Genomic DNA, 24,491 nt, shown 5'->3' on the forward strand with positions numbered 1-24,491 from the left:
GCAAATCGGGTATCGACTGTTTGGCAATTAAAGGAATTGTATAGATCTGTTGCTGGACGCCCGCCGTAAATTCATCTAAAACGGATTAAAGGTTAATCAAAACCTTTCTCGTGTTGCGCTCACTGGCAAGGACAGGAGCATGTTGAAGGAACTCTGGAGAAAACTGGGAGCAGAATTTCTGCACAGCGATGGCGCCGATGGCCAGCGCAGCGACGGCTTGTATCCCGGCGGTGCAGGCGTGTCTCACGGTGTACGGCTATTGCCCCACATTACCCACACCGGCGAGTTCCACCTGGAGCGCCTGACCACGCTGCTGCGTGCGCGCTACGGCAAAAGCTTTGTTGTGCCGGACGACACCGCCGCCAGCGACCAGTCGCTCAAGCAGGTGATCAGCTTTGCAGCACGCACCCAGGACCAGGATATTCAGCGGGAATTGCTGCTGTTCTACCTCAACTGTTCGCCGGTGATCCAGGAGTACCTGAGGGCGGAAACCCCGCTCGGGCAGGGTCCGTTTTTTGCCGGCTAAAGCGCCTTAACCATCTGTAAAGTCAACACACAGATGCTTGTAGTATACTTCCCCGCCTGACCGACAACACATCCAACGCTACCGCTTTAATGACCACCGGCGGGCAGCCGTTTCAGGGGATATTCATGGGTTACAGGTTTCCGAAAGCCCGTACACTTACCTTTCTGGCCATTACCGGGCTCGCTGTAGCCTTGGCGGGCTGCTCCACAGACCGCTACCTTATGGTTCCCAAGGATGGGCTTGAAGACGTTCGCGCCACGGTAAAAACCCAGCGCTCCACACTGGTTACCATGGAAGAAAACGCCAACGTTCGGCACAACCAGCTGCTTACCGATAACCGCCAGTCTACCCAGACCATCCTGGATGCCATCGCCACCCAGGTTGAAAAACCCGTGTGCCCGCCGGTTAAAGAAAAAGTATGCCCGCCAATCCCCAAAGACACCGGCCGCGCAGACCGCCTGAAGGGCAAGGTGATTGTGGGCGAGGTGGAAAAATTCTACCTGGCTGACCCGGGGCTGATTTACACCGCCCGTATCGACAGCGGCGCCGAAACATCGTCTATCCACGCCCAGAACATCAAACGTTTCGAGCGGGATGGCAGCAACTGGGTTCGCTTTGACGTGCCGGTACCAGGCACCGACTACGAACAGTGGGTTACCCTGGAACGGGAAATCTCCCGCCGGGTACGCATCATCCAGTCGGCCGCCGATGAAGCCGAGCGCCGGGTGGTGGTCGAACTGCAGTTTGCCATTGGCGACCACCAGCAAGTGGCGGAGTTCACCCTGGCAGATCGCACCAACTTGACCCACGAAGTGCTGATCGGCCGAAACATACTGAGGGATGTAATGCTGATTGATGTTGGCAAGGAATACGCCACAGAACTGCCGGCCTCCTATCGCGAACAGGCCGAAAGCGGAGGCAATGAATGACCGCCCGCTCACGAGTTCCGTTCTATGTGTTTGTCTTCCTGCTGATTGCGGCCGGGATTTCTATTGCCACCTGGCGCCACCTGGAACTCGGCATTCCCTGGATGACCGGCGAACAGCGCCCGGTATGGATGATTGAAGCCCGGGTGGATTTCGACGCGCTGAATGACGCCGCCGAAGTCAGCCTGCACATTCCTGAGCAGCCGCCCGGCTTTCGCATTCTGACCGAGCAGGCTGCCTCTCCCGGCTACGGCTTCTCCATCCTCGAATCCCCCAGAAGCCGGCGGGCGGAATGGACCAAGCGCGAAGTGTCTGGCCCCCAGACCTTGTATTTTAAGGCCCAGTTCGTTCCGGATGAAGATGTTACCGAGCAAACGCCGGTGCGCACGCCCCGGCCTCAGGCGGTATTCTGGGAAGAACCCCAGGCCACCGCGGTTCGGGAACTGCTGGACCAGGCCATGGAACGCTCCAGCAGCCCGGAAAGCATGACCCGGGAACTGATCCGCCTGATGCAGCCAGACACCCGCACCCAGAACACCACCCTGCTGGTCTCTGAAGACAATTACCTGCAGCTGATGGTGCGCATGCTCAACCACGCGGGCATTGCCGCCCGCACCGCCGACGCCCTGAAGCTGGAAGATGCCCGCCGGCGTCAGCAGCTGGTGCCCTTCCTGCAAATCTACAACGGTGAACGCTGGCTGACCTTTGACCCCCGCACCGGCGAGCAAGGCGTACCGGAAAGTTTGCTGCTGTGGCGCCAGGGCTCGGAATCCCTGCTGGATGTTCTTGGTGGCGACAACTCCCAGGTGAGCTTCTCCATGTTGCGGCAAACCGTGCCGGCACTACAACTGGCCACGCTGGAAGCCAACCATAACGGGCTGGGCGTACTTAGTTTTTACCAGCTGCCCATCGAAGAACAAAGCATGTTCCGCATGCTGTTGTTGTTACCGCTGGGCGCACTGATTGTCGCGTTCATGCGGATTGTCATCGGCATCCGCACCTCCGGCACCTTCATGCCGGTGCTGATTGCGGTGGCCTTTGTGCAGACCACCCTGGTGCCCGGCCTGATAGCCTTCCTGTCTGTGGTGGCCATCGGCCTGGTGCTGCGGGGCTACCTGTCGAGCCTGAACCTGTTGCTGGTCTCTCGGATATCCGCGCTGATTATCCTGGTGATCTTTATTACCGCCGGCCTGAGCATTATCGGCTACCAGATGGGCTTCAACACCGGCATGACGGTAACCTTCTTCCCCATGGTGATCATTGCCTGGACCATCGAACGCATGTCCATTCTCTGGGAAGAGGAAGGTGCCCGGGAAGTTCTGGTACAGGGCTCCGGCAGCCTGTTTGTGGCGATTTGCGCCTACCTGGTCATGAGCCTGCCGCTGGCCGGCCATCTCACGTTCAACTTCCCGGAATTGCACCTGGTGATTCTGGGGCTGATCCTGCTGATGGGCCAGTACACCGGCTACAAGCTCAGCGAACTGCGCCGATTCACCCCCATGAAGGCCTACGACTGATATGGGCGGCTGGATATCTCCGCGCAGGCTCACCCGGCTTGGCATGCTGAACATGAACCGGCGCAATGTGGATTACATTGCCCGGTACAACGAGCGCTCGTCTTACCCGCTGGTCGACAACAAGCTGAAGACCAAGCTGGCAGTCAGCGAATACGGGGTAAAAACCCCGAAGCTTCTCCAGGTTGTGCGCCAGCAGCATGAAATTTCCCACTTTCGGGAAATGGCCGAAGACCTGGACGGCTTTGCCATCAAACCCGCCAAGGGGTCCGGGGGCAAAGGCATTACCGTAATCACCGGGCGCGATGGTGACGACTTCGTAAAAGCCTCCGGCGCCCGCATCAGCGTGGCCATGCTGGAGCGACACCTGACCAACATCCTGGCCGGCCTTTACTCGCTGGCCGGTACGCCGGATGTGGCGATTGTCGAAGACCTGGTGCAATCCTCCCCTGCCCTGGCGAAATATTCCTATCAGGGCGTTCCGGATATCCGCATCATCATCTTCCAGGGCTACCCGGTAATGGCCATGCTCCGGCTGGCCACCAAGGCCTCTGACGGTAAGGCCAACCTGCATCAGGGTGCGGTGGGCGTCGGCCTGGACATTGGCAAAGGCCAGAGCCTGAACGCCGTGCAATTCAATCGCCCGATTACCCTGCACCCGGATACCGGCCTGGCCCTGGAAAACATCCGGATTGATGACTGGGAAAACATGCTGGAAATGGCCGCCCGCTGCTATGAAGCGACGGACCTCGGCTACATGGGTGTAGACCTGGTAGTAGATGCCCATCAGGGCCCGCTCCTGCTGGAGCTGAATGCCCGGCCGGGGCTGGCCATCCAGATGGCAAATGGCTGCGGCCTGTTGCCCCGCCTGAAGAATATCGAAGCCCTGAAGCGGCCCCACTTCAGCCCGAGGGAACGGGTGCACTATGCCATGGAGACGTTCGGCAAACTTTGAACGTTTTCTTCAGCCATAAAAAAACCGGGGCCTTTCACAGCCCCGGTTTTTTATTCCGTTACTTCAGCTGATCAGAGCAATTCGCCCCGCTGAAGCAGCAGTTTCCGCTCATGGGTGAGGCCCTTGAGCAAGCCCCAGGTCATGATCAGCAGGATCACCGTGAACGGCAAGCCCGCACTGATGGCCACGGCCTGAATAGCGCCAAGTGCATCATCACCGCCGCCAAAGATCAGCGCCGCGGCAATGGCACCTTCCATAACCACCCAGAACACACGCTGTGCAGTGGGCGCATCGGTTTTACCGCCAGCAGTGATGCTGTCGATAACCAGCGAACCGGAATCCGATGAGGTTACAAAGAACACGAGCACCAGGATAATCCCGACGAAGGAGATAATGCCGGTCAGCGGCAGGCCTTCAAACATCTGGAAGGTGGCCAGGGACACTTCAGTCAGCCCATTCTCTGCCAGCACGCCAACGCCTTGCTGGATCTGCTCCAGCGCGGTGCCGCCAAAGCCGCTCATCCACACGGTAGTGATCACGGTGGGGATAATCAGCACAGCAGTCACAAACTCACGCACGGTACGGCCCTTGGATACACGGGCAATAAACATACCTACGAACGGTGACCAGGAAATCCACCAGGCCCAGTAGAACACAGTCCAGCCCTGCATCCAGGCGGAATCTTCACGGCCGAACGGGTTGCTCAGGGGCACCACATTGGCCACATAGCTGGAGGACGTTACCCAGATCGTTTCCAGGATAGTCATGGTGGGGCCGGCGAACAGGATGAAGAACAGCAGTACGCCAGCCGTTATCATGTTGATGTTACTCAGCACCTTCACACCGCCGTCCAGGCCGCGCAGAACCGAGACCAGGGCCACTGCGGTAACACCCACAATGATGGCCATCTGCACGTTGGTTCCGGAACCCAAGTCGAACAGGTAATCCAGGCCGGAGGCTGCCTGCTGGGCACCGAAGCCAAGGGAGGTTGCCAGGCCGAAGATGGTCGCAACAACCGCCAGCACATCAATGATGTGCCCGGGCCAACCCCATACGCGGTCTTTCAGCAGCGGGAAGAACGCCGAGCGGATGGTCAGTGGCATGTTCTTGTTAAAGGCGAAGAACGCCAGGGACAAAGCCACAATGGCGTAGATTGCCCAGGGGTGAAGGCCCCAGTGGTAGATGGTTGAACCCATCGCCAGGTCGCGGGCTGCGGGCGTGTTCGCCTCGACATTGAAGGGCGTTTCGTACCAGCCCGTGTAGTAGGCAACCGGCTCGGCGACGGCCCAGAACATCAGGCCGATACCCATACCCGCCGCGAACAGCATGGCAAACCAGGACATAGTGGAAAATTCCGGCTTGGCATCCTGGCCACCCAGGCGGATTTTGCCCACCGGCATGAAGATCAGCGCCAGGCTGACAATCACGAAGATGTTGGCACTGAGCAGGAAAAACCAGTCAAAACTGGCAATAATTCCCCACTTTGCACCATCAAGCGTTTCCTTGGCCATAGCCGGAAACAGCAGAGTGGCTATAACAAACAGAACTACAATAACTGCTGTTACCGGGAACACCCAGTTATGCAGGTCCAGGCCAAACGGACTGATATTATCCTGGCCTGCGACGTAGTCCGTCTGATACTCGTCTTTCACTACCTCGCCCACGTTGGAGCCTCCTGATTCTGGTGTGATTTTTGACAGTTCTATATTCAGACGCATGAATGGATATTCAAACGTTACAGGCGCGTCATCTTATTACTTTGATCTCAAAATATCAAAGCAGCAAAACGATCACGCCACCAACCATAAGCATAGACAAACGTTCAGGAAGTGCCTGAAAACTTTCACAATCAGCGGTTCCAACCCGGCAAGGTTTCCGTAAGATAGGTTTTGTAGCCGCAGGCTTCACACATCCGTTCGTCCCCCCAGAGGTCACTATGGCGAAAACCACCACCTTCCCAGTACGTTATTCCGCTTACGCCATCAGCATTGCCGGGCTGGTCATCTCCCTGCCCGTTACCCTGTGGCTTGGCGGCTGGTACCTCATACCAGCAATCTTCGCGGCGCTGACCGCCCTGGGCACCTGGGACTTACTGCAGCGAAGTCATACGGTGAGCCGCAATTATCCGATCATGGCGAACTTCCGCTACCTGTTCGAATCTGTGGGGCCAGAAATCCGCCAGTACTTTATCCAGTCCGACACCGAAGAGCGCCCCTTCTCCCGGGAACAGCGCACCATCGTTTACCAGCGCGCCAAGCAGGTTCTGGACAAGCGCCCTTTCGGCTCCCAGCTAAGCATGTACGAGGAAGGCTTCGAGTGGATGAACCACTCCCTCACCCCGACGCGGCTGGATAACAGCGACTTCCGCATTGTGATTGGCAGAAACTGCGCGAAACCCTACAGCGCCAGCGTGTTCAACATTTCCGCCATGAGCTTTGGCTCCTTGTCCGCCAATGCCATCCTCAGCCTGAACGCCGGAGCCCGCAAAGGCGGCTTCTACCACGACACCGGCGAAGGCTCGATATCCCGCTACCACCGGGAACCCGGTGGTGACCTGGTCTGGGAGATAGGTTCAGGCTACTTTGGCTGCCGCAATCCGGACGGCAGCTTCAACCCGGACATGTTCCGGCAGAATGCCACGCTGGACCAGGTGAAAATGATAGAGGTCAAACTATCTCAGGGGGCAAAACCCGGCCACGGAGGTATTTTGCCCGGTGAAAAAGTCACCCGGGAAATCGCCGAAGCCCGTGGCGTTCAAATGGGGGAAGACTGCATATCACCGGCCAGCCATTCCGCCTTTTCCAACCCGGTTGAGCTGTTGGAATTCCTGGACCAGTTGCGGGAACTCTCCGGCGGCAAACCGGTGGGCTTCAAGCTCGCGATCGGCCATCCATGGGAATGGTTTGCCATCGTCAAAGCCATGCTGGCAACCGGCAAGAAACCGGATTTTATTGTGGTGGATGGTGGTGAAGGTGGTACCGGTGCCGCACCGCTGGAATTCATCAACCGGCTGGGTATGCCGCTGACCGAAGCCCTGCTGCTGGTTCATAACACACTGGTTGGCGCCAACCTGCGGGAAGATATCGCCATTGGTGCCGCCGGCAAGATCACGTCTGCGTTCAACATTGCCCGCACCCTGGCCCTGGGCGCCGACTGGTGTAACGCGGCACGGGGCTATATGTTCGCCCTGGGTTGCATCCAGGCCCTGAATTGCCACACCGGCCGATGCCCTTCCGGCGTTGCGACACAGGACCCCCGCCGGGGTAACAAACTGGATGTCCCCCTGAAGAGCGAGCGGGTGTACAACTTCCACAACAACACCCTGGATGCCCTGCAGAACCTGCTGGAAGCCTCCGGCCTGAAGCACCCGTCTGAACTGGGGCCGGAACATATTGTTCGCAGGGTTTCCAAAACCGAGGTGCACAGCTATCTGGACCTCTTCCCCTTCCTGGAGCCCGGCGCCCTGCTGGAAGGCAAAACCGGTCTGACCGTTTTCGACAAATACTGGGACGATGCCCGGCCCGACACCTTCGAGCCGCCGGAATTCATCCTGAAACTGCGGGAAACCAAGCTCCGGTAATTCCGCGAAGAAAATCGCCAGCCCCCTGTTTATTTTTACCGTGGGCTGGTGTAGACTTCGCTCCCGCTAAGCCACTGAGATAAACCTCTTTTCTTGGTGGACAGCAGTTTACGGGGCGTAGCGCAGCTTGGTAGCGCACTTGCATGGGGTGCAAGGGGTCGTAGGTTCAAATCCTACCGTCCCGACCAGAATTCCCTACACAAAGCCCGGGCCGAAAGGCCCGGGCTTTGTTGTTTCTGGCTCTCAGGTTTCAGTACAGCGTATTCAGCTCGCAAACCAGTAGAACATCCGGGAATCCTTCCCCAGCACCGTTACCGGTTCCATGTCATCTGAAGCTCGCCCGGCCATGCCGTAGCACACGTGCAGAGGCAACAAGTGCTCCTCCCTCGGATGACAGTAGCGCGCAAAGGGCGCTTCGTCCCAACGGGCCAGACGTTCGGTACGCTCGGCTTCAGTCAGGTCGGCACCGGCACACGTCTCCGCCAGCCAGTCCTGAAACTGCGCGTTTTTCGTATCCGCTTCGGTATCGGAGCGATCAAAGAACGCCCGCATGTTATGGAATGAGAACCCTGAGCCGATTACCAGCAGATTGTCGTAATCCAGATCAGCCAAGGCCTGACCAATCGCCAGATGCGCCCCGGCATCCAGGGAGTTCACCAGCGACAGTTGCACGCAGGGAATATCGGCATCCGGGTACATCAGTTTCAGGGGCACGAACAGGCCGTGGTCAAAACCACGCTCGCCATCCAGCTTCGAGTCTATGCCCGCCTGGTCCAGGGCTGCCCGCACCTTATCCGCCAACACCGGCTCCCCCGGGCAGGGGTATTCAATACTGTAAGACTCCTCCGGGAACCCGTAGTAGTCGTAAATCAGTGGCGGATTAGCACCGGAGGTGAGCGTGGGCACTCCTTCCTCCCAATGGGCGCTCACCACCAGAATGGCAGAAGGTGTGGGAAACCGCTTCGCAGCAGCTTGCAGGCTTTCTACCATCTGACGATGCCCGGGATCCCCCAGCAGCGGCATGGGACCGCCGCCGTGAGACAGGTAAAACAGGTTCACCTTGCTCACCGCATCGCCTTCAGGGCCTGCGCCCACTTGGCCATTTCTTCGAGCATCACCGTTGCGGACTCGGAATGGGGCTGCGCGGGCTGAAACTTACCGGCATCGTCCATGTGCTCCCATGGCATCTGCACCATCACACCTTCCACCATCGGCATCATCTTCAGGGTGGTTACCAGCTGCTTAGCGTTCTGGGCCGAGCGCAAACCACCAGACACGCCACCGTAGCTTACAAAGCCGCACGGCTTGTAGTTCCACTCGTTGTAGAGATAGTTCAGTGCATTCACGAATGAAGGAGGTGGGCAGTAGTTGTACTCGGGAATGACAAATACATAGGCGTCGGCCCTGGCCACGCTTTCAGACCACGCCTTAGTGTGGGCATGCTCATATTTCTGCATGCGCGGGTGGTTGGGCTCGTCGAAGACGGGGAGATTGAAATCCGCCAGGTCCACCAGCTCACTTTCAAAACCGCCCTGCTCATTGGCATGGCTGTTGAACCATTCAGCAACAGACGGCCCCTTACGGCCCGGGCGGGTACTGCAGATAATAGTTTGAAGCTTCAGAGACATGTTGTTCAGTCCTTTTTTGTGGGCATCCAGGTTGAAGGATGACTATAGGAACAACAAGCCCGGAATGAAAACGGAGAATTCAGCAAAGCTTATTCAGTTTGTCTGATCAAGGCATCACAGGGCGGGGTCTGACCCCGTGTCGAACAATTTGCGCATTTGCAGCAGGGCAACCGCGATCAGTGCGCCGGACAGCCCGAAAGCCAGGGCAAATCCGCCCAACTCTAGCAAGGCGCCGAACATCAGCGGCGCCAGGAAGTGAATGGCGCGGTTGGCCATCAGGCGCATCCCGAGTGCACCGGAGCGCTTTTCCCGCTCCACGCTTTCGGCCAGGATAACCATCGAGAGTGGCTGGGTGAGGCCGGACCCAATGCCCACCAGCACCGCCAGCAGCCCCAGTAAAACCATGTGTTCGAACAGGCCCAGCAGGCCAATGCCTGCGGCGAGGGTTCCCAGAGACAGCAGCACCGTATTCCCGCGCCCGCCCGCCAAGGCAATCATTCGAGCCATAAAGGGCCGGATCAGCATCGATACACCGGCCCGCAGGCTGACCAGTACCCCAATCACCACCGGTGTCATGGCCAGGCTTTCCAGGTAAACCGGCAGGTAGCTTCCGTACACGCCCAGGGCAAACATCCCGAGCACAGTAACCAGCACGGAGAGCTGGACGCCCCGGTTAGCCTTCATTAACATCCACTGAGCCCGGAAGCCCGCCTGTTTTCGGGTGATCGCCATCCGCTCCCGGGCCTGGCCGGTGAGGCGTAATCCAGCCAGAACTGCCAGCGCAGCAAACAACGCCATCACCAGAAAGACATTCCCCCGGCCGGTTTCGCTTGCCAGCAGGGCGCCGGCCAGCAAGGGCCCCACCACCTGCCCGCCGGACAGCCAGGTGGAATACCAGCCGAAATACTTCTCCAGCGTGGGCCCGGTGCCCAGGTTGGAAATAATGGTCTGGGCGGACAGCACCATCTGCAGGTGCGCCAGCCCCACCAGCAACTGGCCCAGCACAAGGCCGCCAAAGCCATACCAGAAGTGCATGGACAACAGCCCCGCCACCATCAACACTCCGCCGGCGATCAATGTGGCACGGCCACCGTAACGGGTAACCACGCCCCCGAGGGGAATCGCCAGCAACAACGGCAACAAATACTGGGTACTGAGCACCGCACCCAATACCAGCGGCGAGGCGCCCAACTGCAATCCATAAACCGGCACCGCCACAATCAGCATGGAATACACCACAAAGCAGAAGGTGAGCGAGAGGCAGACTGCAAAAAAGTTTCGGGCAGCGTCGGGGCTTATGGATGAAGGCAAGGGGTCGTCCTGATGGGCCTGGCGGATGGTTAGGCGACTATCTTAACGCGGCCGGCAAGCGGGGTGAAATCCACGCCCGTAAAAGAAAGGCCAGCCCCTTTCGGAAGCTGGCTTTAATGATCAAGCCTGTCATCTCAGGCCTTTCAACCCCGGGGTCTGACCCCGGGTCTGACCCCGGGGTTGACGCCCGCTTATTCGGCTGAGGCGATCAGGCTGGCGTTGCCGCCGGCGGCGGTGGTGTCGATACACAGGTGGCGTTCAATCACGTAGCGCTGGTCCAGCTTGTGCTCGGTGATGATCGGCAGCAAGGCACCATCGCGCTTGGCCAGGGCCTGGCGGTACTGCTTCAGCAGCGGCTTTTCAGCCACGCTGGTAACCGCTTCATAACCGTTGAGCTGAAGCAGCGCGTCGGGCTCCAGCAGGCCGTCTACGGCGGCTACTGGCAGGCCGGCTTTGATGGCGTCGGCCAGAAGATTTTCAACACCCGGTGCGATCACGACCACCTTGTTGCCCTGGGACAACGCAGTGCCCGCCTGCTCTATCGCAGATTCCGCATCCGGCCCAAGGCAAAGCACAACACCACGGGCATGGCAGGACAGATGGTTCTGCTCGCCAGTCGGCCCCGGCATTTCCTCGTAGCCTTCATCCAGCGGTGCGGGCAGGTCGCCAAAGTACGGCTTGAGCGCCTGTTGCCGGCCTTCTGCGACCGGAGCATCCACCTTCGCCAACTGGTCGATCAGCTTCTGCACCTTGCTGGCCGTAACCGATTTGGCATCGGCAGGGGCCGCCTTTTCAACCACCTCGCCTTTGATAAACCGGCGCACATACTGCGGGCCACCGGCTTTCGGGCCGGTACCAGACAGGCCTTCGCCGCCGAACGGCTGGGAGCCCACAATGGCACCGATCTGGTTACGGTTAACGTAGGTGTTGCCCACCTTGATACGACTGGAAATGTGCTCGATGCGGCGATCAACACGGCTGTGGATACCAAACGTCAGGCCATAACCCTTGGCGTTCACGGCATCGATCACCTTGTCGATGTCCTTCGCTGCGAAGGTGGCCACATGCAGCACCGGGCCGAAGATTTCCTCTTCCATTTCTTCGATGCCGCTGACCTTGAGCACCGCCGGCGACACAAACCGGCCCTTCTCCGGCACCGACATTTTCTTCAGCAACTTACCCTGCTGCTCGAACTTTTCGCAGTGATCCGCAATTTTCTTGCGGGCGTTCTCGTCGATCACCGGGCCCACGTCTGTAGACAGCAGCCACGGGTCGCCAATGCCCAGTTCTTCCATGGCACCGTAGAGCATTTCCAGCAGGTTCTCGGCGATGTCTTCCTGCACGTAGAGCATACGCAGGGCGGAACAGCGCTGGCCGGCACTCTGGAATGACGAAGCCAGTACATCCCGCACCACCTGCTCCGGCAGCGCCGTAGAATCCACAATCATGGCATTCAGGCCACCGGTTTCTGCCACCAGCGGGGCATCCGGCGCCATGTTCTCGGTCATGGCCTTGTTAATGCGCTGTGCCGTGGCGGTAGAGCCGGTGAAGCACACGCCGGTCACCCGGGCGTCTGAGGTCAGAGCTGAGCCCACGGTTGCACCGGTACCCGGCAGCAACTGCACGGCGGCTTTCGGAATACCCGCCTGGTGCATCAGTTCCACCGCACGAACGGCCAGCAGCGAGGTCTGTTCCGCCGGCTTGGCCAGCACCGCGTTACCGGCAGCAAGGTTCGCCAGGATCTGGCCGGTGAAGATCGCCAGCGGGAAGTTCCATGGCGAGATACAGCACATCACACCCCGGGCCTGGCCATCGTCCTTGTAGCGGATGCCTTCGTTGGCGTAGTACATGGCAAAGTCGACGGCTTCGCGAATTTCCGCCACCGCATCGAGCAGGGATTTACCGGCTTCACGGGTGGTCAGCGCAAACAGCTCGTGCACATGCTCTTCGTACAGGTCACCGACTTTGCGGATCATCTCGGCCCGCTGCTCCGCCGACACTGCCGACCACTGGCTGAAGCCGTCCCGGGCGGCGTCCATGGCCGCATGGATGTCGGCTTCGGAGGTGTAGGTAATATGGCCCACCAGGTCATCCGGATCGGCCGGGTTACGCACTTCCACCACTTCATCACTGGTGGATTCCACCGCCAGCACCGGGCCGCCCTGCCACTGATGGGATTTGTACCGGTTACGGCTGGCGTCAATTTCCGCCACCGTCACCGGATCGGTAATGTCCCAGCCCTTGGAGTTACGGCGCTGGTCACCGAAGATCTTCGCCGGCGGCACAATGGCCTTGCTCGAAATGTCATGGCCCAGCTGCATCACCACGTCGATCGGGTCTTTGGCGATTTCTTCCGGGGTGATGCTGGTGTCGACAATCTGGTTTACGAAGGAGCTGTTAGCCCCGTTTTCCAGCAAGCGACGCACCAGGTACGCCAGCAGGTCTTTGTGGGCTCCGACCGGCGCGTAGATACGGCACGGCACCTTGCTGTCTTCCAGTACCTGGTCGTGCAGTGATTCACCCATACCGTGCAGGCGCTGGAACTCAAATTTGTCCCGGCCCAGGTCCTTTGCCAGTTCCAGCACCGCAGACACCGAGTGGGCGTTGTGGGTAGCAAATTGCGGGTAGATCCGGTCGGTCATGCCCAGCAACTGGCGGGCACAGGCCAGGTAAGACACGTCACTGCAGGCCTTGCGGGTAAACACCGGGAAACCGTCCAGGCCCATCATCTGGGCGCGTTTGATCTCGGCATCCCAGTAGGCGCCTTTTACCAGGCGCACCATGATGCGGCGATCCAGTTTTTCAGACAGGGCATACAGCCAGTCCAGGGTCTGGGAAGCCCGCTTCGCAAAGGCCTGGACCACCACGCCAAAGCCGTCCCAACCTTTGAGTTCTTCGTCTGAGAGGATAGCTTCGATCACGTCCAGAGACAGGTCCAGGCGGTCCTGCTCTTCGGCATCGATGTTGAAGCCCATATTGGCAGCAGCGGCTTTTTTGGCGAGTGTCAGGGCGCGGGGGACCAACTCGGTCATCACCCGTTCCTTCTGGCCGTATTCGTAACGGGCCAGCAAGGCAGACAGTTTTACGGAAATACCGGGATTGGTGCGCACATCGCCTTCGCAACGCTTGCTGATGCTGTCGATGGCATCCGAATAGGCCTTGAAGTAACGCTCGGCATCGGCATCGGTACGGGCCGCTTCGCCCAGCATGTCATAGGAATAGGTGTAGCCCTGCTCTTCCTGAGATTTGCCGCGATCCTGGGCTTCTTCAATGGTACGGCCCAACACAAACTGCCGGCCCATTTCTTTCATGGCCTGGCCAGCGGCGGTGCGCACCACCGGTTCACCCAGGCGCTTCACCATCTTGCGCAGGGTGTCACCCACGCTCTGGCGCTCGGAGTCTTTCAGCAGGTTGCTCGTCATCAGAAGGGCCAGGGTGGCCGAGTTGATCAGGCCGGACTTGGCTTTACCCACGTGGGCGCCCCAGTTACCGGAGGTGATCTTGTCTTCGATCAGATCCTGGATGGTGAGGTTATCCGGCACCCGCAACAGCGCCTCGGCCAGGCACATCAGGGCCACGCCCTCTTTGGTGGTCAGGCCGTATTCAGCCAGGAACTTTTCCATGATGGTGGGCTTGGCGTTATCACGCACATCCCGCACCAGGTCCGCTGCCCGGGCTGAAATGGCCTTGCGGGTTTCATCAGACAGCTGAGCCTGCTCAATCAGCTGGTGAATCACTTCATATTCATCCGCCAGGTAGTTATTGCGGATGGCCTGGCGAATGTCCTGAAGCCCGGGGGACACGGATTGCTGCAGACTCATGGATGTACCTCCTGATTATTTTGATTACTGACCGCATTGTAGCCAACGGGGAATATGCTATTTACCTAATACAGCGCGACACACCGAGATACTTTCCTTTTCTGATACGTTAAAAATTACCATTTCGCCCACAAATTCACTAAAATCAGCCATATTCACCAAATCAATGAAAGCCAGCCACCTCCTTCAAGGATAGCAGCCATGTCAGATCTCGACAGGATCGACCTTTCCATCATCCGGGAACTCCAGAAAAACGGGCGGATCACCGTCACCGAGCTGGCCTCGCGGGTGGGCTTGTCGAAAACCCCTTGCCAGGTGCGCATGCGCCGGCTCGAAGACCAGGGCTATATCACCGGCTACAGCGCCATGGTGAACCAGACCAAGCTGGGCCAGTCCCACGTCGCCTTCGCCCAGGTAACGCTCAACGACACGTCCAGCAAAGCCCTCGCGGCGTTCAACACTGCGGTCAAACAGATCTCTGCGGTGGAGCAATGTCACATGATGGCCGCCAACTTCGACTACCTGCTGAAGGTAAGAACAAAGAACATGGCCGAATACCGCCAGGTACTGGGCGAGCAGATCTCCAGCCTGCCCCATGTACTGCAGACCAGTTCGTTTGCGGTGATGGAGAATGTGAAGGATCGGGGGTTATAACATGCGCATCGTCATCGCCCCGGACTCTTTCAAGGAATGCCTGGCTGCCGAACAGGTAGCCAGTGCCATCGCCCGCGGCTGGCGCCGGGCGGCGCCGGAGGACCAGATTACTGAAGTACCGCTGGCCGATGGCGGTGAGGGTACTACCGTTGCACTCACCGAGGCCCGTAAGGGCGAACTGCATGAGGTGACGGTAACCGGCCCGCTCGGACAGCCGGTGACTGCCCGCTACGGGCTGGTGAATGATGGTGAGACGGCGATTGTGGAGGTGGCTGAAGGTAGCGGCCTGCATTGTGTGCCCGCCAACGCCAGGGATGCCCTGACCGCCTCCAGCCAGGGCACCGGAGAGCTGCTGCTTGCCGCGCTGGCTCACCGGCCGAAAACCCTGATCATGGGGCTAGGTGGCAGCGCCACCACCGACGGCGGTGCAGGAATTCTTCAGGCAATGGGCGCCCGGCTGCTGGACGCCCAGGACCAGGACATTCCTGCCGGCGGAACCGGCCTGGAGCAACTGGCCAGTGTAGACCTTAAACCTGCTATTAATCGCCTGTCCGGAGTGCGTCTGGTCGTCGCTTGCGATGTGAATAATCCCCTGCTCGGCCCTAACGGCGCTGCCGCCGTTTTCGGGCCCCAGAAAGGCGCCAATGCCCAACAGGTTGTGCAGCTGGATGCCAATCTGGGGCACTTTGCCGCGCTGGTGCAACAGCAGGGCTTTGATATCGCGAGTTTTCCGGGCAGCGGTGCGGCCGGCGGTATTGGCGGTATGGTGGCCGGAATACTTGGCGCACAGTTGCGCCCGGGCATCGAGCTGGTGATGGAAACCGTCGAACTGGAAAGCCATGTGAAAGGTGCAGACCTGGTGATCACGGCCGAAGGGGCCATCGACGCCCAGAGCGCCTACGGCAAAACACCGGCCGGCGTGGCCGGCCTTGCCAGCAAATACGGTGTACCGGTGATTGGGCTGGCCGGCAAACTGGGCTCGGAACTGGGGGAGCTACACAAGCTTGGCCTGACCGCTGCGTTCTCGATCACACCTGCCCCAATGGACCTCCAGCAAGCCTACCAGCAGGCTGAGGCCAACCTGGAGCAATCCGCCGAGCAACTGGCCCAGCTGCTTCATGGCCTGTCAGGCCGTCGCTGAACGCTTCTTCAAGCCGGTCAGCTCAATCTTGCCGCGGGCCAGGCCAACCTGGCCCCGGCGCTCCAGCTCTTTCAGCAAACGGCTGATCACTTCCCGGGCGGTACCCAGTTCCGTTGCCAGCTCCTGGTGCGTGATGGTCAATGTCCGCTGCCCCTGCGCCGCCCTAGCCTGCAACCACTCTTCCAGGCGCTCATCCATGCGGTGAAAGGCGACTTCCTCTACCAGCAGCATGAGGTCGTCCAGCCGCCGACCATAGGATTCCATGATGCCCAGGCGGAATTCCGCAGACTGGTCCATCAGGCGGTCAAACAGCCCCCGGGGAATGATAGCAGCCTCGGCTTCTTCCTCCACAATGGCCTCGGCACGGTAGCCGCGGCCTGTCATCAGGCAACCGATGGACAAGGTGCAAATATCGTCAGAACCCATGCGGTACAGCACGATGCTGTGGCCGGACAACCCGGTCATCTGGACTTTAATGCTTCCGCCCAGTACCAACGGCAGGCCACGGCAATGTTCACCGGCACTGAACAGCACCTGCCCGGGAGGAAAGCGCATGGTGCTGATGCCGGCTAGCGTATCTTTTCGCAGCGAATCGTTGAGGGTGTCCAGAATGCTGTGCCTTGCCATGAATGGCGCCCTGTTTGCTTGGTTTATTAGGTTCTGTGTGACTTTATCACTGAACAGTCACGGATTGCGGACTATAGTTGTTTCAACATCCGACATCACACAGGAGAAAGAACGATGACGGTTAATATGGGATCAGCAGACCGGATTATCCGCGCAGTTGTGGGCATTGTACTGATTGCCCTGGTATTTGTGGGCCCGCAAACCCCCTGGGGCTGGATTGGTATTGTGCCACTGGCCACTGCGTTGATGGGCAACTGCCCGGCCTACTCTATCTTCGGCATCAAAACCTGCAAGAACAAGTAAGCCCTGGCTCAGCCTTAACGCAAAAAGGCCGGGGCAAAATGCCACGGCCTTTTCGTTACAGTACCTTGCTGCGGGATATTCGCCTCAGGACGCCGGCGAATTCAGCACATCCAGTACTTCTTCCAGTTCGGTAATCATCTGGCGGATCAGCTGCTTGTACTGGGAGGTATCGTCTTTCACCTCACTGCTGCTGAGCTTTTGCTTGGCACCGCCAATGGTGTAGCCCTGATCGTAAAGCAGGCTGCGAATCTGGCGAATGGTGATAACGTCTGCCCGCTGATAGTAACGGCGGTTACCCCGGCGTTTCACCGGCGACAGCTGCGGGAATTCCTGCTCCCAGTACCGCAGTACATGGGCCTTCACCGCACACAGATCGGCTACTTCACCGATGGTGAAATAGCGCTTCCCCGGAATGGCGGGGAGTTCGTTGTTATGACTCGGTTCCAGCATACGTTTCTACTTTTTGCTTGAGTTTCTGGCCTGGCCGGAAAGTCACGACACGCCTGGCACTGATAGGGATTTCCTCACCCGTTTTCGGGTTCCGTCCCGGCCGCTGCTTCTTGTCCCTGAGGTCGAAGTTGCCGAATCCCGACAACTTCACCTGCTCGTTGTGGCTGAGTGCGCCCCTGATCTCGTCGAAGAAAGCTTCCACCATTTCCTTGGCTTCCCGTTTGTTAAGACCCAATTCCTCATACAAACGTTCCGCCATGTCCGCTTTCGTCAAAGCCGCCATCTGTCAACTCCTCAGTGTTGCCCCCAACTCTTCCTTCAGGGCGTCGATGACCCCGTTGAAGAGCGAATGCACTTCGTCTTCGTTGAGCGTGCGCTCCGGATGCTGCCAGAACAGGCTGACCGCCAGGCTGCGGTTGCCTTCGCCCAGGCTTTCGCCTTCGTAGACATCAAACACACGCATCGCTGTCAGGTGCTCGCCGGCATGCTTGCGGGCGACTTCTTCAACCTGAGCAAACGCCACATCGCTCCCGATAATAATAGCCAAATCCCGACGAACTTCCGGGAATTTCGAAATATCTTTGAAATTAGGTACATATCCGGTAACGATCGAATTCAAGAATAGCTCAAACATCAGGATCGTGCCATTAAGTTCAAGATTTTTCTGCACTTGCGGGTGCAATGTACCCAACCAGCCCACATGCTCACCGTCGCGCAGCAATTCGGCGGTCTGGCCCGGGTGCAGAGCCGGGTGCAGGCTGGCGAGGAACTGTATCTCGATACCCAGCACTTTGAACAGGCTCTCCAACTCCCCTTTTACATCAAAGAAGTCGGCGGTTCTGCGACCGTTTACCCAGTTTTCCGGTACCTGGTTGCCAACCACGACACCGGCCAGCATCGGCTGCTGATCGATGGCATCACCATTCTGCTCAAAGCGCAGGCCGGTCTCGAACAGGCGAATCCGTGGCTGCTGACGGTTCTGATTATGGGCAACCGTTTTCAGCAGGCCGCTCCACAGGGTGGTACGCATGACTGAAAGATCAGCGGAAATCGGGTTCGCCAGGGCGATGCCCTCACGTTCAGGATCCAGCAGCTGCTGGACCTTCGGGTCTACGAAGCTGTAGGTCACTGCTTCCTGGTAGCCCTGCGCCACAAAGAAATTGCGGATAGCAGACAGCGGGCGAACCGCTTCTTCCCGAGCACGAAGACCCAGGGAACCGGTTGGCTCGGTAACCGGCAGGTTGTTGTAACCGTAAATCCGGCCCACTTCCTCGATCAGGTCTTCCTCGATGGAAATATCCGGGCGGAAGCTGGGTACGCTGATGCGCCAGCCGTCTTTCAACAGCTTGTCGGTACGCAGACCAAGGCGTATCAGGATTTCTTCAACCGTGGTCCGGTCGATCGCCAGGCCCAGCACATCCGCCAGGCGCTGCTCTCGCAGGTCGATGGTACGCGCCTTGGGCAGGTGTTCGTCGCTGTACACTTCAACAATTTCGCCGGGCTCACCACCGACAATCTCCATCAACAGGCTGGTTGCCCGCTCCATGGCATCCCGGGCCAGCTCGTAATCGACGCCACGTTCGAAGCGGTGGGAAGCATCGGTGTGCAGGCCATACTCGCGCGCCTTACCGGCCAGGGTAATCGGGTCGAAATAGGCAGACTCCAGCACCAGGTCCCGGGTCTTGGCGCTCACACCTGAGTGCTCGCCACCCATCACACCGGCAATGGCCACCGGCTTCTCGTGATCGGCAATCACCAGGGTGTTTTCAGTCAGTTCCACTTCCTGGCCATCCAGCAACACCAGCTTTTCAGCGGGCTTTGCCATGCGCACCACAATGCCGCCCTGGATCTCTTCGCGATCGAACGCGTGCATGGGCTGGCCAAGTTCCAGCATGACGTAGTTGGTGACATCCACCGCCGCGTCAATGGAACGGATACCGGAACGACGCAGCTTTTCCTGCATCCACAGCGGGGTTTCTGCCTGCAGGTTCACGTTGCGCAGTACCCGGCCCAGATAGCGGGGACAGCCGGCGGGAGCTTCCACACGAATGTCAGGAACCTCTGAATGCACGGCCTCAACCGGCTCGATAGCCGGTGCGTTCACCAGCAGGCTGTTCAGAACACCCACTTCACGAGCCAGGCCTTTGATGGACAGGCAGTCACTGCGGTTCGGGGTGAGATCTACATCAATGGTGATGTCGTTCAGCTTGAGGTAATCCGCCACGGACTGGCCGACAGGGGCATCGGCAGGCAGCTCCATCAGGCCATCATGATTCTCGGACAACGCAAGCTCGGACTCGGAACAGAGCATGCCTTCGGAAGGCTGGCCGCGCAGCTTGGCCTTCTTGATCTTGAAGTTGCCAGGCAACACCGCGCCGACAACCGCGAACGGCACTTTCAGGCCGGCACGCACATTGGGCGCACCACAAACAACCTGCACGGTGTTGGTACCATCGCTCACCTGGCACACACGCAGCTTGTCAGCATCCGGATGGGGTTCGGCGGAGATCACCTCGCCAACCACCACGCCGGTGAATTCGCCAGCCACCGGTTCGAAGCCGTCCACTTCCAGCCCGGCCATAGTGATCTGGTCCATCAATTCCTGGGATCCCATATTCGGGTTAACCCATTCGCGCAGCCACTGTTCACTGAATTTCATCGTTCTTGCCTTGTCCTGATGCGATTTGTGCGGTTGATTCTGAGCTCTGCGTACGCCGTTCTGCCCTGGGGCTTACCGGAACTGGCGCAGGAAACGCAGGTCGTTTTCGAAGAACATGCGCAGGTCTTTCACGCCGTAGCGAAGCATGGCCAGGCGCTCTACGCCCAGGCCAAAGGCAAAGCCACGATATTCTTCGGCATCAATGCCGCAATGCTCGAACACTTTCGGGTGCACCATGCCGCAGCCCATGACTTCCAGCCACTTGATGCTGCCGTCTGCTTCCCGGCCCCACTCGATATCCACCTCGGCGGATGGCTCGGTGAACGGGAAATAAGACGGACGGAAACGTACTTTCAGGTCACGCTCGAAGAACACCCGCAGGAATTCTTCCACCGTGCTTTTCAGATCCGCAAAGCTGACGTTCTTCTCAACCAGCAACCCCTCCACCTGGTGGAACATGGGGGTGTGGGTCATGTCGGAGTCGCAGCGGTAAACGCGGCCCGGGCAGATCATACGGAACGGCGGCTTGCCGGCTTCCATGGTACGGATCTGGACAGGAGAGGTATGGGTGCGCAGCAGGGTACCGGGATTGAAGTAGAAGGTATCGTGCATGGCGCGGGCCGGGTGATGCCCGGGAATATTCAGGGCCTCGAAGTTGTGGTAATCGTCTTCGATCTCGGGCCCTTGCTCCACGCTGTAACCGGCGCGGGCAAAAATTTCTTCAATACGCTGCAGGGTGCGGGTTACCGGGTGCAGGCCACCCAGGTCCTGGCCACGGCCCGGCAGGGTAACATCAATGGATTCGCTGGCCAGCCTGGCCTCGATGGCCGCCTTCTCGAGATCCGCACGGCGGGCATTGATGGCCTGTTCAACCTGCCCCTTGGCTTCGTTGATCTTCTGACCGGCCGCAGGGCGTTCCTCTGCCGAGAGCTTGCCCAGGGTCTTTGCCTGCTGGGTGATCACGCCCTTCTTGCCGAGGTATTCCACGCGAATTTGATCAAGTGCCTGCAGGTTGTCTGCCTTTTCAACGGCGCTCAACCCGTCCTGAACCAATTGCTCCAGGTTTTCCATTGACCCTGCTCCAAACCAGAAATGGGGTAGGTTAAAACAAAAATAGGGGAAGAGCGTGCCCTTCCCCTATCAGAGGGTGCATTCACGATGACATGAAGCACCCGGATCGATCAGTCATCGATGAAAGAGCTTAAGCGATCACAGGGACGCTTTGGCCTTCTCAACAACAGCGGCAAACGCCTGCTGCTCGTTCATGGCCAGGTCAGCCAGAACCTTACGATCGATTTCAACATTCGCTTTCTTCAAGCCAGCGATCAGACGGCTGTAAGACAGACCGTTTGCACGGGCGCCAGCGTTGATACGGGCAATCCACAGTGCACGGAACGCGCGCTTACGGTTGCGACGGTCACGGTAGGCATACTGACCAGCCTTGATAACCGCCTGCTTGGCAACGCGGAATACACGACTACGAGCGCCGTAGTAACCCTTGGCCTGCTTGAGAATCTTCTTGTGACGACGACGTGCTACCACGCCACGCTTTACACGAGCCATACTATAATCCTTCTACCTTTACTTTCTAAGGAACGTTTCGCGCGGCTGGATCAGCACGCGGTCATGCGCTTGATAGATGCAACATCTGACTTGGCGATGAGCTTGGTGCCGCGCAGCTGACGCTTACGCTTCGGGCTCTTCTTGGTCAGGATGTGGCTGGTGAAGGACTGCTTGTGCTTGAAGCCAGTGGCGGTCTTTTTGAACCGCTTGGTAGCTCCGCTCTTGGTTTTCATCTTCGGCATTTTTAAAACTCCGCATTCTATTTTTAAATAAAACAAATTGTGTCCCTGAACGACAAATCCCCCGCCAATGCGGGGGACCCGTCAGAGGATCAGGTTCACTTCTTTTTGCGGGGAGCCACGATCATGGTCATCTGACGGCCTTCCATTTTCGGCCGCATTTCAACCGTTGCAATCTCTTCGATATCGGCTTCAATCCGGCCCATGAGCTTCATACCAAGTTCCTGGTGTGCCATCTCACGGCCGCGAAACCGAATCGTGATCTTGCCGCGGTCCCCGTTCTCAAGGAAACGTACCAGGTTGCGTAGTTTTACCTGGTAATCCCCTTCTTCAGTTCCTGGACGGAACTTAAGCTCTTTGACTTGCGTCTGCTTCTGTTTCTTCTTGGCAGCAGCCTTCGCCTTTTTCTCGTCGAAGATCTTCTTGCCGTAATCCATTATCTTACAGACGATCGGATCGGAATCCGTAACCTGTACCAAATCCAGGGTAGCCTCCTCCGCCATCCGGAGGGCTTCCTCGATTGCTACAACACCTACCTGGTTGCCTTCGGCATCGATCAGGCGGACTTCAGTTGCGTCAATATTCTCATTGATAGGCGCTTTAGGAGTGCGCCCACCCCGATTCGTTCGCTGTTTAATAATCAGTTCTCCGTCTTGGTTCTGCCCTTGCGTTGAATGTCGTCAGCCAGCAGCTGTTCAAACGCTTCGAGCGATAAGGTTCCCAAATCTTCACCTTTGCGAGTACGTACGGCAACGGCGTTGTTTTCGATTTCCTTGTCGCCTGCAACGACAAGATAGGGAACCTTGTTAAGAGTATGCTCGCGGATTTTAAAGCCGATCTTCTCGTTTCTCAAGTCAGCATTAACCCGATATCCCAAAGAATCCCACTTTTCGGCCAGTTTCTGACAGTAGTCACGCTGATTATCAGTGATATTCAGGATCGCAACCTGCGTCGGTGCCAGCCAGGTGGGGAAAGCCCCTTCGTATTCTTCGATCAGTATACCGATAAACCGCTCAAAAGACCCGAGCACCGCCCGGTGCAGCATAACCGGCGTTTTCCGCTCGGAATTATCGGCCACATACTGGGCGCCAAGGCGACCCGGCATGGAGAAATCGACCTGAATGGTACCACACTGCCACACCCGGCCGAGACAATCTTTCAGGGAGAACTCGATCTTGGGCCCGTAGAAAGCACCCTCACCCGGCAACAATTCCCAGTCTACGCCTTCGCGATTCAGGGCTTCTTCCAGGGCGGCCTCGGCCTTGTCCCAGACTTCATCGGAACCTACGCGCTTTTCCGGGCGGGTAGACAGTTTGTACAGAATCTCGTTAAAGCCGAAGTCTGCATAGACTTCGTGCAGCATTTCGATAAATGCCGATACTTCCTGCTGGATCGCATCTTCTTCGCAGAAGATATGCGCATCATCCTGGGTAAATCCACGCACCCGCATCAGGCCGTGCAGTGCGCCGGAAGCTTCATTCCGGTGGCAGGAACCGAACTCCGCCAGGCGCAGCGGTAAATCCTTGTAGCTCTTCAGGCCCTGGTTGAACACCTGCACGTGGCAGGGGCAGTTCATGGGCTTGATGGCATAGTCGTGTTTCTCGGACTCGGTGGTAAACATGCCGTCCTTGAACTTGTCCCAATGCCCGGATTTCTCCCACAGGGTACGGGACACCACCTGCGGAGTCTTGATTTCCTGGTAGCCATGCTGGTGCTGCTTGGCCCGCATGTACTGCTCAACTTCCTGGTACAAGGACCAGCCATCCGGATGCCAGAACACCATGCCGGGAGCTTCTTCCTGCATGTGGAACAGGCCCAGCTTCTTGCCAATCTTTCGGTGATCCCGCTTTTCGGCCTCTTCCAGGCGATGCAGATAGGTTTTCAGGTCTTTCTTGTTACCCCAGGCCGTGCCGTAGATACGCTGCAATTGTTCATTGCTGGTATCACCGCGCCAGTAGGCACCCGCAACCTTGGTGAGCTTGAACGCTTTCAGCTTGCCGGTGCTGGGCACGTGAGGACCACGGCACAGGTCAATAAAGTCACCTTGACTATAGAACGACAGATCTTCCTCACCGGGGATATCCTCGATGATCCGAACCTTGTATTCCTCACCCATTTTTTCAAACAGTTTGACCGCTTCCTCCCGGGACATGATGGAACGGGAGACCGGCAGGTCCTGTTTGGCGAGTTCTTCCATACGCTTTTCGATGCGCGCCAGGTCTTCGTTGGTAAACGGGCGCTCGTATTTGAAGTCGTAGTAGAAACCGTTCTCAATCACCGGCCCGATGGTTACCTGGGCGCCGGGGAACAGATCTTGTACCGCCATGGCCATAAGGTGTGCCGTGGAGTGGCGAATCACGTCTACGCCGTCTTCATCGCGCTCGGTTACGATGGCCAGATCCACATCGTTTTCGATCAGGTAGCTGGTATCCACGAGTTTGCCATTCACTTTTCCAGCCAGGGCGGCCTTGGCAAGGCCTGCACCAATATCGGCGGCAACGTCGTGAACGGTTACGGGTTCGGCAAAACTACGGTGGCTGCCATCGGGCAGAGTAATAACGGGCATGATGCTCTCCTGTGGTTTCTCAGCGGTG

The 24,491-nt window shown here is 58.2% G+C and carries 22 protein-coding genes and 1 tRNA gene; 9 read left to right on the plus strand and 14 right to left on the minus strand.

Going from position 1 to position 24,491, the window contains the following annotated elements:
* The first annotated feature begins 139 nt into the window (after positions 1-139).
* From Q668_RS09385 to Q668_RS09400, 4 genes are all read left to right on the plus strand, one after another.
* Positions 140-526: a hypothetical protein gene (locus Q668_RS09385; protein WP_022989354.1), complete on the plus strand. Its 387-nt coding sequence runs from the start codon at positions 140-142 to the stop codon at positions 524-526.
* Between the two features lie 125 nt (positions 527-651).
* The gene (locus tag Q668_RS09390; RefSeq protein ID WP_022989355.1) at positions 652-1,455 is read left to right on the plus strand and encodes an ATP-dependent zinc protease; all 804 of its coding nucleotides are present in this window, start codon (positions 652-654) and stop codon (positions 1,453-1,455) included.
* Positions 1,452-2,969 carry an inactive transglutaminase family protein gene (locus tag Q668_RS09395; RefSeq protein ID WP_022989356.1) on the plus strand — a complete coding sequence of 506 codons (1,518 nt, stop codon included), beginning with the start codon at positions 1,452-1,454 and terminating at the stop codon, positions 2,967-2,969. The genes Q668_RS09390 and Q668_RS09395 overlap by 4 nt, the downstream gene beginning before the upstream one ends.
* A 1-nt stretch (position 2,970) precedes the next feature.
* On the plus strand, positions 2,971-3,921 hold the full coding sequence (locus Q668_RS09400) for an alpha-L-glutamate ligase-like protein (RefSeq protein WP_036219643.1): 951 nt from the start codon (positions 2,971-2,973) through the stop codon (positions 3,919-3,921).
* 71 nt (positions 3,922-3,992) lie between these two features.
* On the opposite strand, the gene Q668_RS09405 is transcribed toward Q668_RS09400, so the two are convergent.
* Positions 3,993-5,585: a BCCT family transporter gene (locus Q668_RS09405; RefSeq protein WP_022989358.1), complete on the minus strand. Its 1,593-nt coding sequence runs from the start codon at positions 5,583-5,585 to the stop codon at positions 3,993-3,995.
* A 272-nt stretch (positions 5,586-5,857) separates the two neighbouring features.
* Here Q668_RS09405 and Q668_RS09410 point away from each other — a divergent pair, with 272 nt between their 5' ends.
* Both Q668_RS09410 and Q668_RS09415 read left to right on the plus strand, forming a co-directional pair.
* Entirely contained in the window at positions 5,858-7,501 is a 1,644-nt protein-coding gene (locus Q668_RS09410) for an FMN-binding glutamate synthase family protein (RefSeq protein WP_022989359.1), read from the plus strand.
* A gap of 111 nt (positions 7,502-7,612) precedes the next feature.
* A tRNA-Pro gene (locus Q668_RS09415) sits at positions 7,613-7,689 on the plus strand.
* A gap of 76 nt (positions 7,690-7,765) precedes the next feature.
* Here the strand turns inward: Q668_RS09415 and Q668_RS09420 are convergent.
* The 4 genes from Q668_RS09420 to putA form a co-directional block, all read right to left on the minus strand.
* The gene (locus tag Q668_RS09420; RefSeq protein ID WP_022989360.1) at positions 7,766-8,596 is read right to left on the minus strand and encodes a DODA-type extradiol aromatic ring-opening family dioxygenase; all 831 of its coding nucleotides are present in this window, start codon (positions 8,594-8,596) and stop codon (positions 7,766-7,768) included.
* Positions 8,566-9,129 (minus strand): NADPH-dependent FMN reductase, encoded by a 564-nt coding sequence (locus tag Q668_RS09425; RefSeq protein WP_022989361.1) that lies wholly within the window; start codon positions 9,127-9,129, stop codon positions 8,566-8,568. The genes Q668_RS09420 and Q668_RS09425 overlap by 31 nt, the downstream gene beginning before the upstream one ends.
* Positions 9,130-9,243: 114 nt before the next feature.
* Positions 9,244-10,440, minus strand: coding sequence for an MFS transporter (locus tag Q668_RS09430; RefSeq protein ID WP_227498335.1), 1,197 nt, complete (start codon positions 10,438-10,440; stop codon positions 9,244-9,246).
* A gap of 191 nt (positions 10,441-10,631) precedes the next feature.
* Positions 10,632-14,261 (minus strand): bifunctional proline dehydrogenase/L-glutamate gamma-semialdehyde dehydrogenase PutA, encoded by a 3,630-nt coding sequence (putA, locus tag Q668_RS09435; protein ID WP_022989364.1) that lies wholly within the window; start codon positions 14,259-14,261, stop codon positions 10,632-10,634.
* Between the two features lie 201 nt (positions 14,262-14,462).
* On the opposite strand from putA, the gene Q668_RS09440 reads away from it, so the two are divergent.
* Both Q668_RS09440 and Q668_RS09445 read left to right on the plus strand, forming a co-directional pair.
* The gene (locus Q668_RS09440) at positions 14,463-14,915 is read left to right on the plus strand and encodes a winged helix-turn-helix transcriptional regulator (protein WP_022989365.1); all 453 of its coding nucleotides are present in this window, start codon (positions 14,463-14,465) and stop codon (positions 14,913-14,915) included.
* 1 nt (position 14,916) lies between these two features.
* Positions 14,917-16,056 carry a glycerate kinase gene (locus Q668_RS09445; RefSeq protein ID WP_022989366.1) on the plus strand — a complete coding sequence of 380 codons (1,140 nt, stop codon included), beginning with the start codon at positions 14,917-14,919 and terminating at the stop codon, positions 16,054-16,056.
* Here the strand turns inward: Q668_RS09445 and Q668_RS09450 are convergent.
* Positions 16,042-16,683, minus strand: a complete 642-nt coding sequence (locus tag Q668_RS09450) for a Crp/Fnr family transcriptional regulator (RefSeq protein WP_022989367.1) — start codon at positions 16,681-16,683, stop codon at positions 16,042-16,044. The two genes, Q668_RS09445 and Q668_RS09450, sit on opposite strands and share 15 nt — an antisense overlap.
* A gap of 114 nt (positions 16,684-16,797) precedes the next feature.
* Between Q668_RS09450 and Q668_RS09455 the strand changes: the two genes are divergently transcribed.
* Positions 16,798-16,986 (plus strand): DUF2892 domain-containing protein, encoded by a 189-nt coding sequence (locus Q668_RS09455; RefSeq protein WP_022989368.1) that lies wholly within the window; start codon positions 16,798-16,800, stop codon positions 16,984-16,986.
* Between the two features lie 84 nt (positions 16,987-17,070).
* Here the strand turns inward: Q668_RS09455 and Q668_RS09460 are convergent, their stop codons facing one another.
* The 8 genes from Q668_RS09460 to thrS form a co-directional block, all read right to left on the minus strand.
* Positions 17,071-17,436 carry a MerR family transcriptional regulator gene (locus Q668_RS09460; protein ID WP_022989369.1) on the minus strand — a complete coding sequence of 122 codons (366 nt, stop codon included), beginning with the start codon at positions 17,434-17,436 and terminating at the stop codon, positions 17,071-17,073.
* Positions 17,417-17,719 carry an integration host factor subunit alpha gene (ihfA, locus tag Q668_RS09465; RefSeq protein WP_022989370.1) on the minus strand — a complete coding sequence of 101 codons (303 nt, stop codon included), beginning with the start codon at positions 17,717-17,719 and terminating at the stop codon, positions 17,417-17,419. Before ihfA ends, Q668_RS09460 begins: the two co-directional genes overlap by 20 nt.
* Positions 17,720-17,722: 3 nt before the next feature.
* Positions 17,723-20,095: a phenylalanine--tRNA ligase subunit beta gene (pheT, locus tag Q668_RS09470; protein WP_022989371.1), complete on the minus strand. Its 2,373-nt coding sequence runs from the start codon at positions 20,093-20,095 to the stop codon at positions 17,723-17,725.
* A gap of 72 nt (positions 20,096-20,167) precedes the next feature.
* On the minus strand, positions 20,168-21,166 hold the full coding sequence (gene pheS, locus Q668_RS09475) for a phenylalanine--tRNA ligase subunit alpha (RefSeq protein WP_022989372.1): 999 nt from the start codon (positions 21,164-21,166) through the stop codon (positions 20,168-20,170).
* 138 nt (positions 21,167-21,304) lie between these two features.
* On the minus strand, positions 21,305-21,658 hold the full coding sequence (gene rplT, locus Q668_RS09480) for a 50S ribosomal protein L20 (RefSeq protein ID WP_022989373.1): 354 nt from the start codon (positions 21,656-21,658) through the stop codon (positions 21,305-21,307).
* A gap of 50 nt (positions 21,659-21,708) precedes the next feature.
* The gene (gene rpmI, locus Q668_RS09485; RefSeq protein ID WP_007151842.1) at positions 21,709-21,900 is read right to left on the minus strand and encodes a 50S ribosomal protein L35; all 192 of its coding nucleotides are present in this window, start codon (positions 21,898-21,900) and stop codon (positions 21,709-21,711) included.
* A gap of 95 nt (positions 21,901-21,995) precedes the next feature.
* Positions 21,996-22,541 (minus strand): translation initiation factor IF-3, encoded by a 546-nt coding sequence (infC, locus tag Q668_RS16850; RefSeq protein ID WP_081697581.1) that lies wholly within the window; start codon positions 22,539-22,541, stop codon positions 21,996-21,998.
* Entirely contained in the window at positions 22,538-24,463 is a 1,926-nt protein-coding gene (thrS, locus tag Q668_RS09495; RefSeq protein WP_022989375.1) for a threonine--tRNA ligase, read from the minus strand. Before thrS ends, infC begins: the two co-directional genes overlap by 4 nt.
* Positions 24,464-24,491: the final 28 nt, after the last annotated feature.

The sequence above is a fragment of the Marinobacter sp. ES-1 genome (genome assembly GCF_000475255.1).
In the GTDB taxonomy this organism is placed as follows: domain Bacteria; phylum Pseudomonadota; class Gammaproteobacteria; order Pseudomonadales; family Oleiphilaceae; genus Marinobacter; species Marinobacter vinifirmus.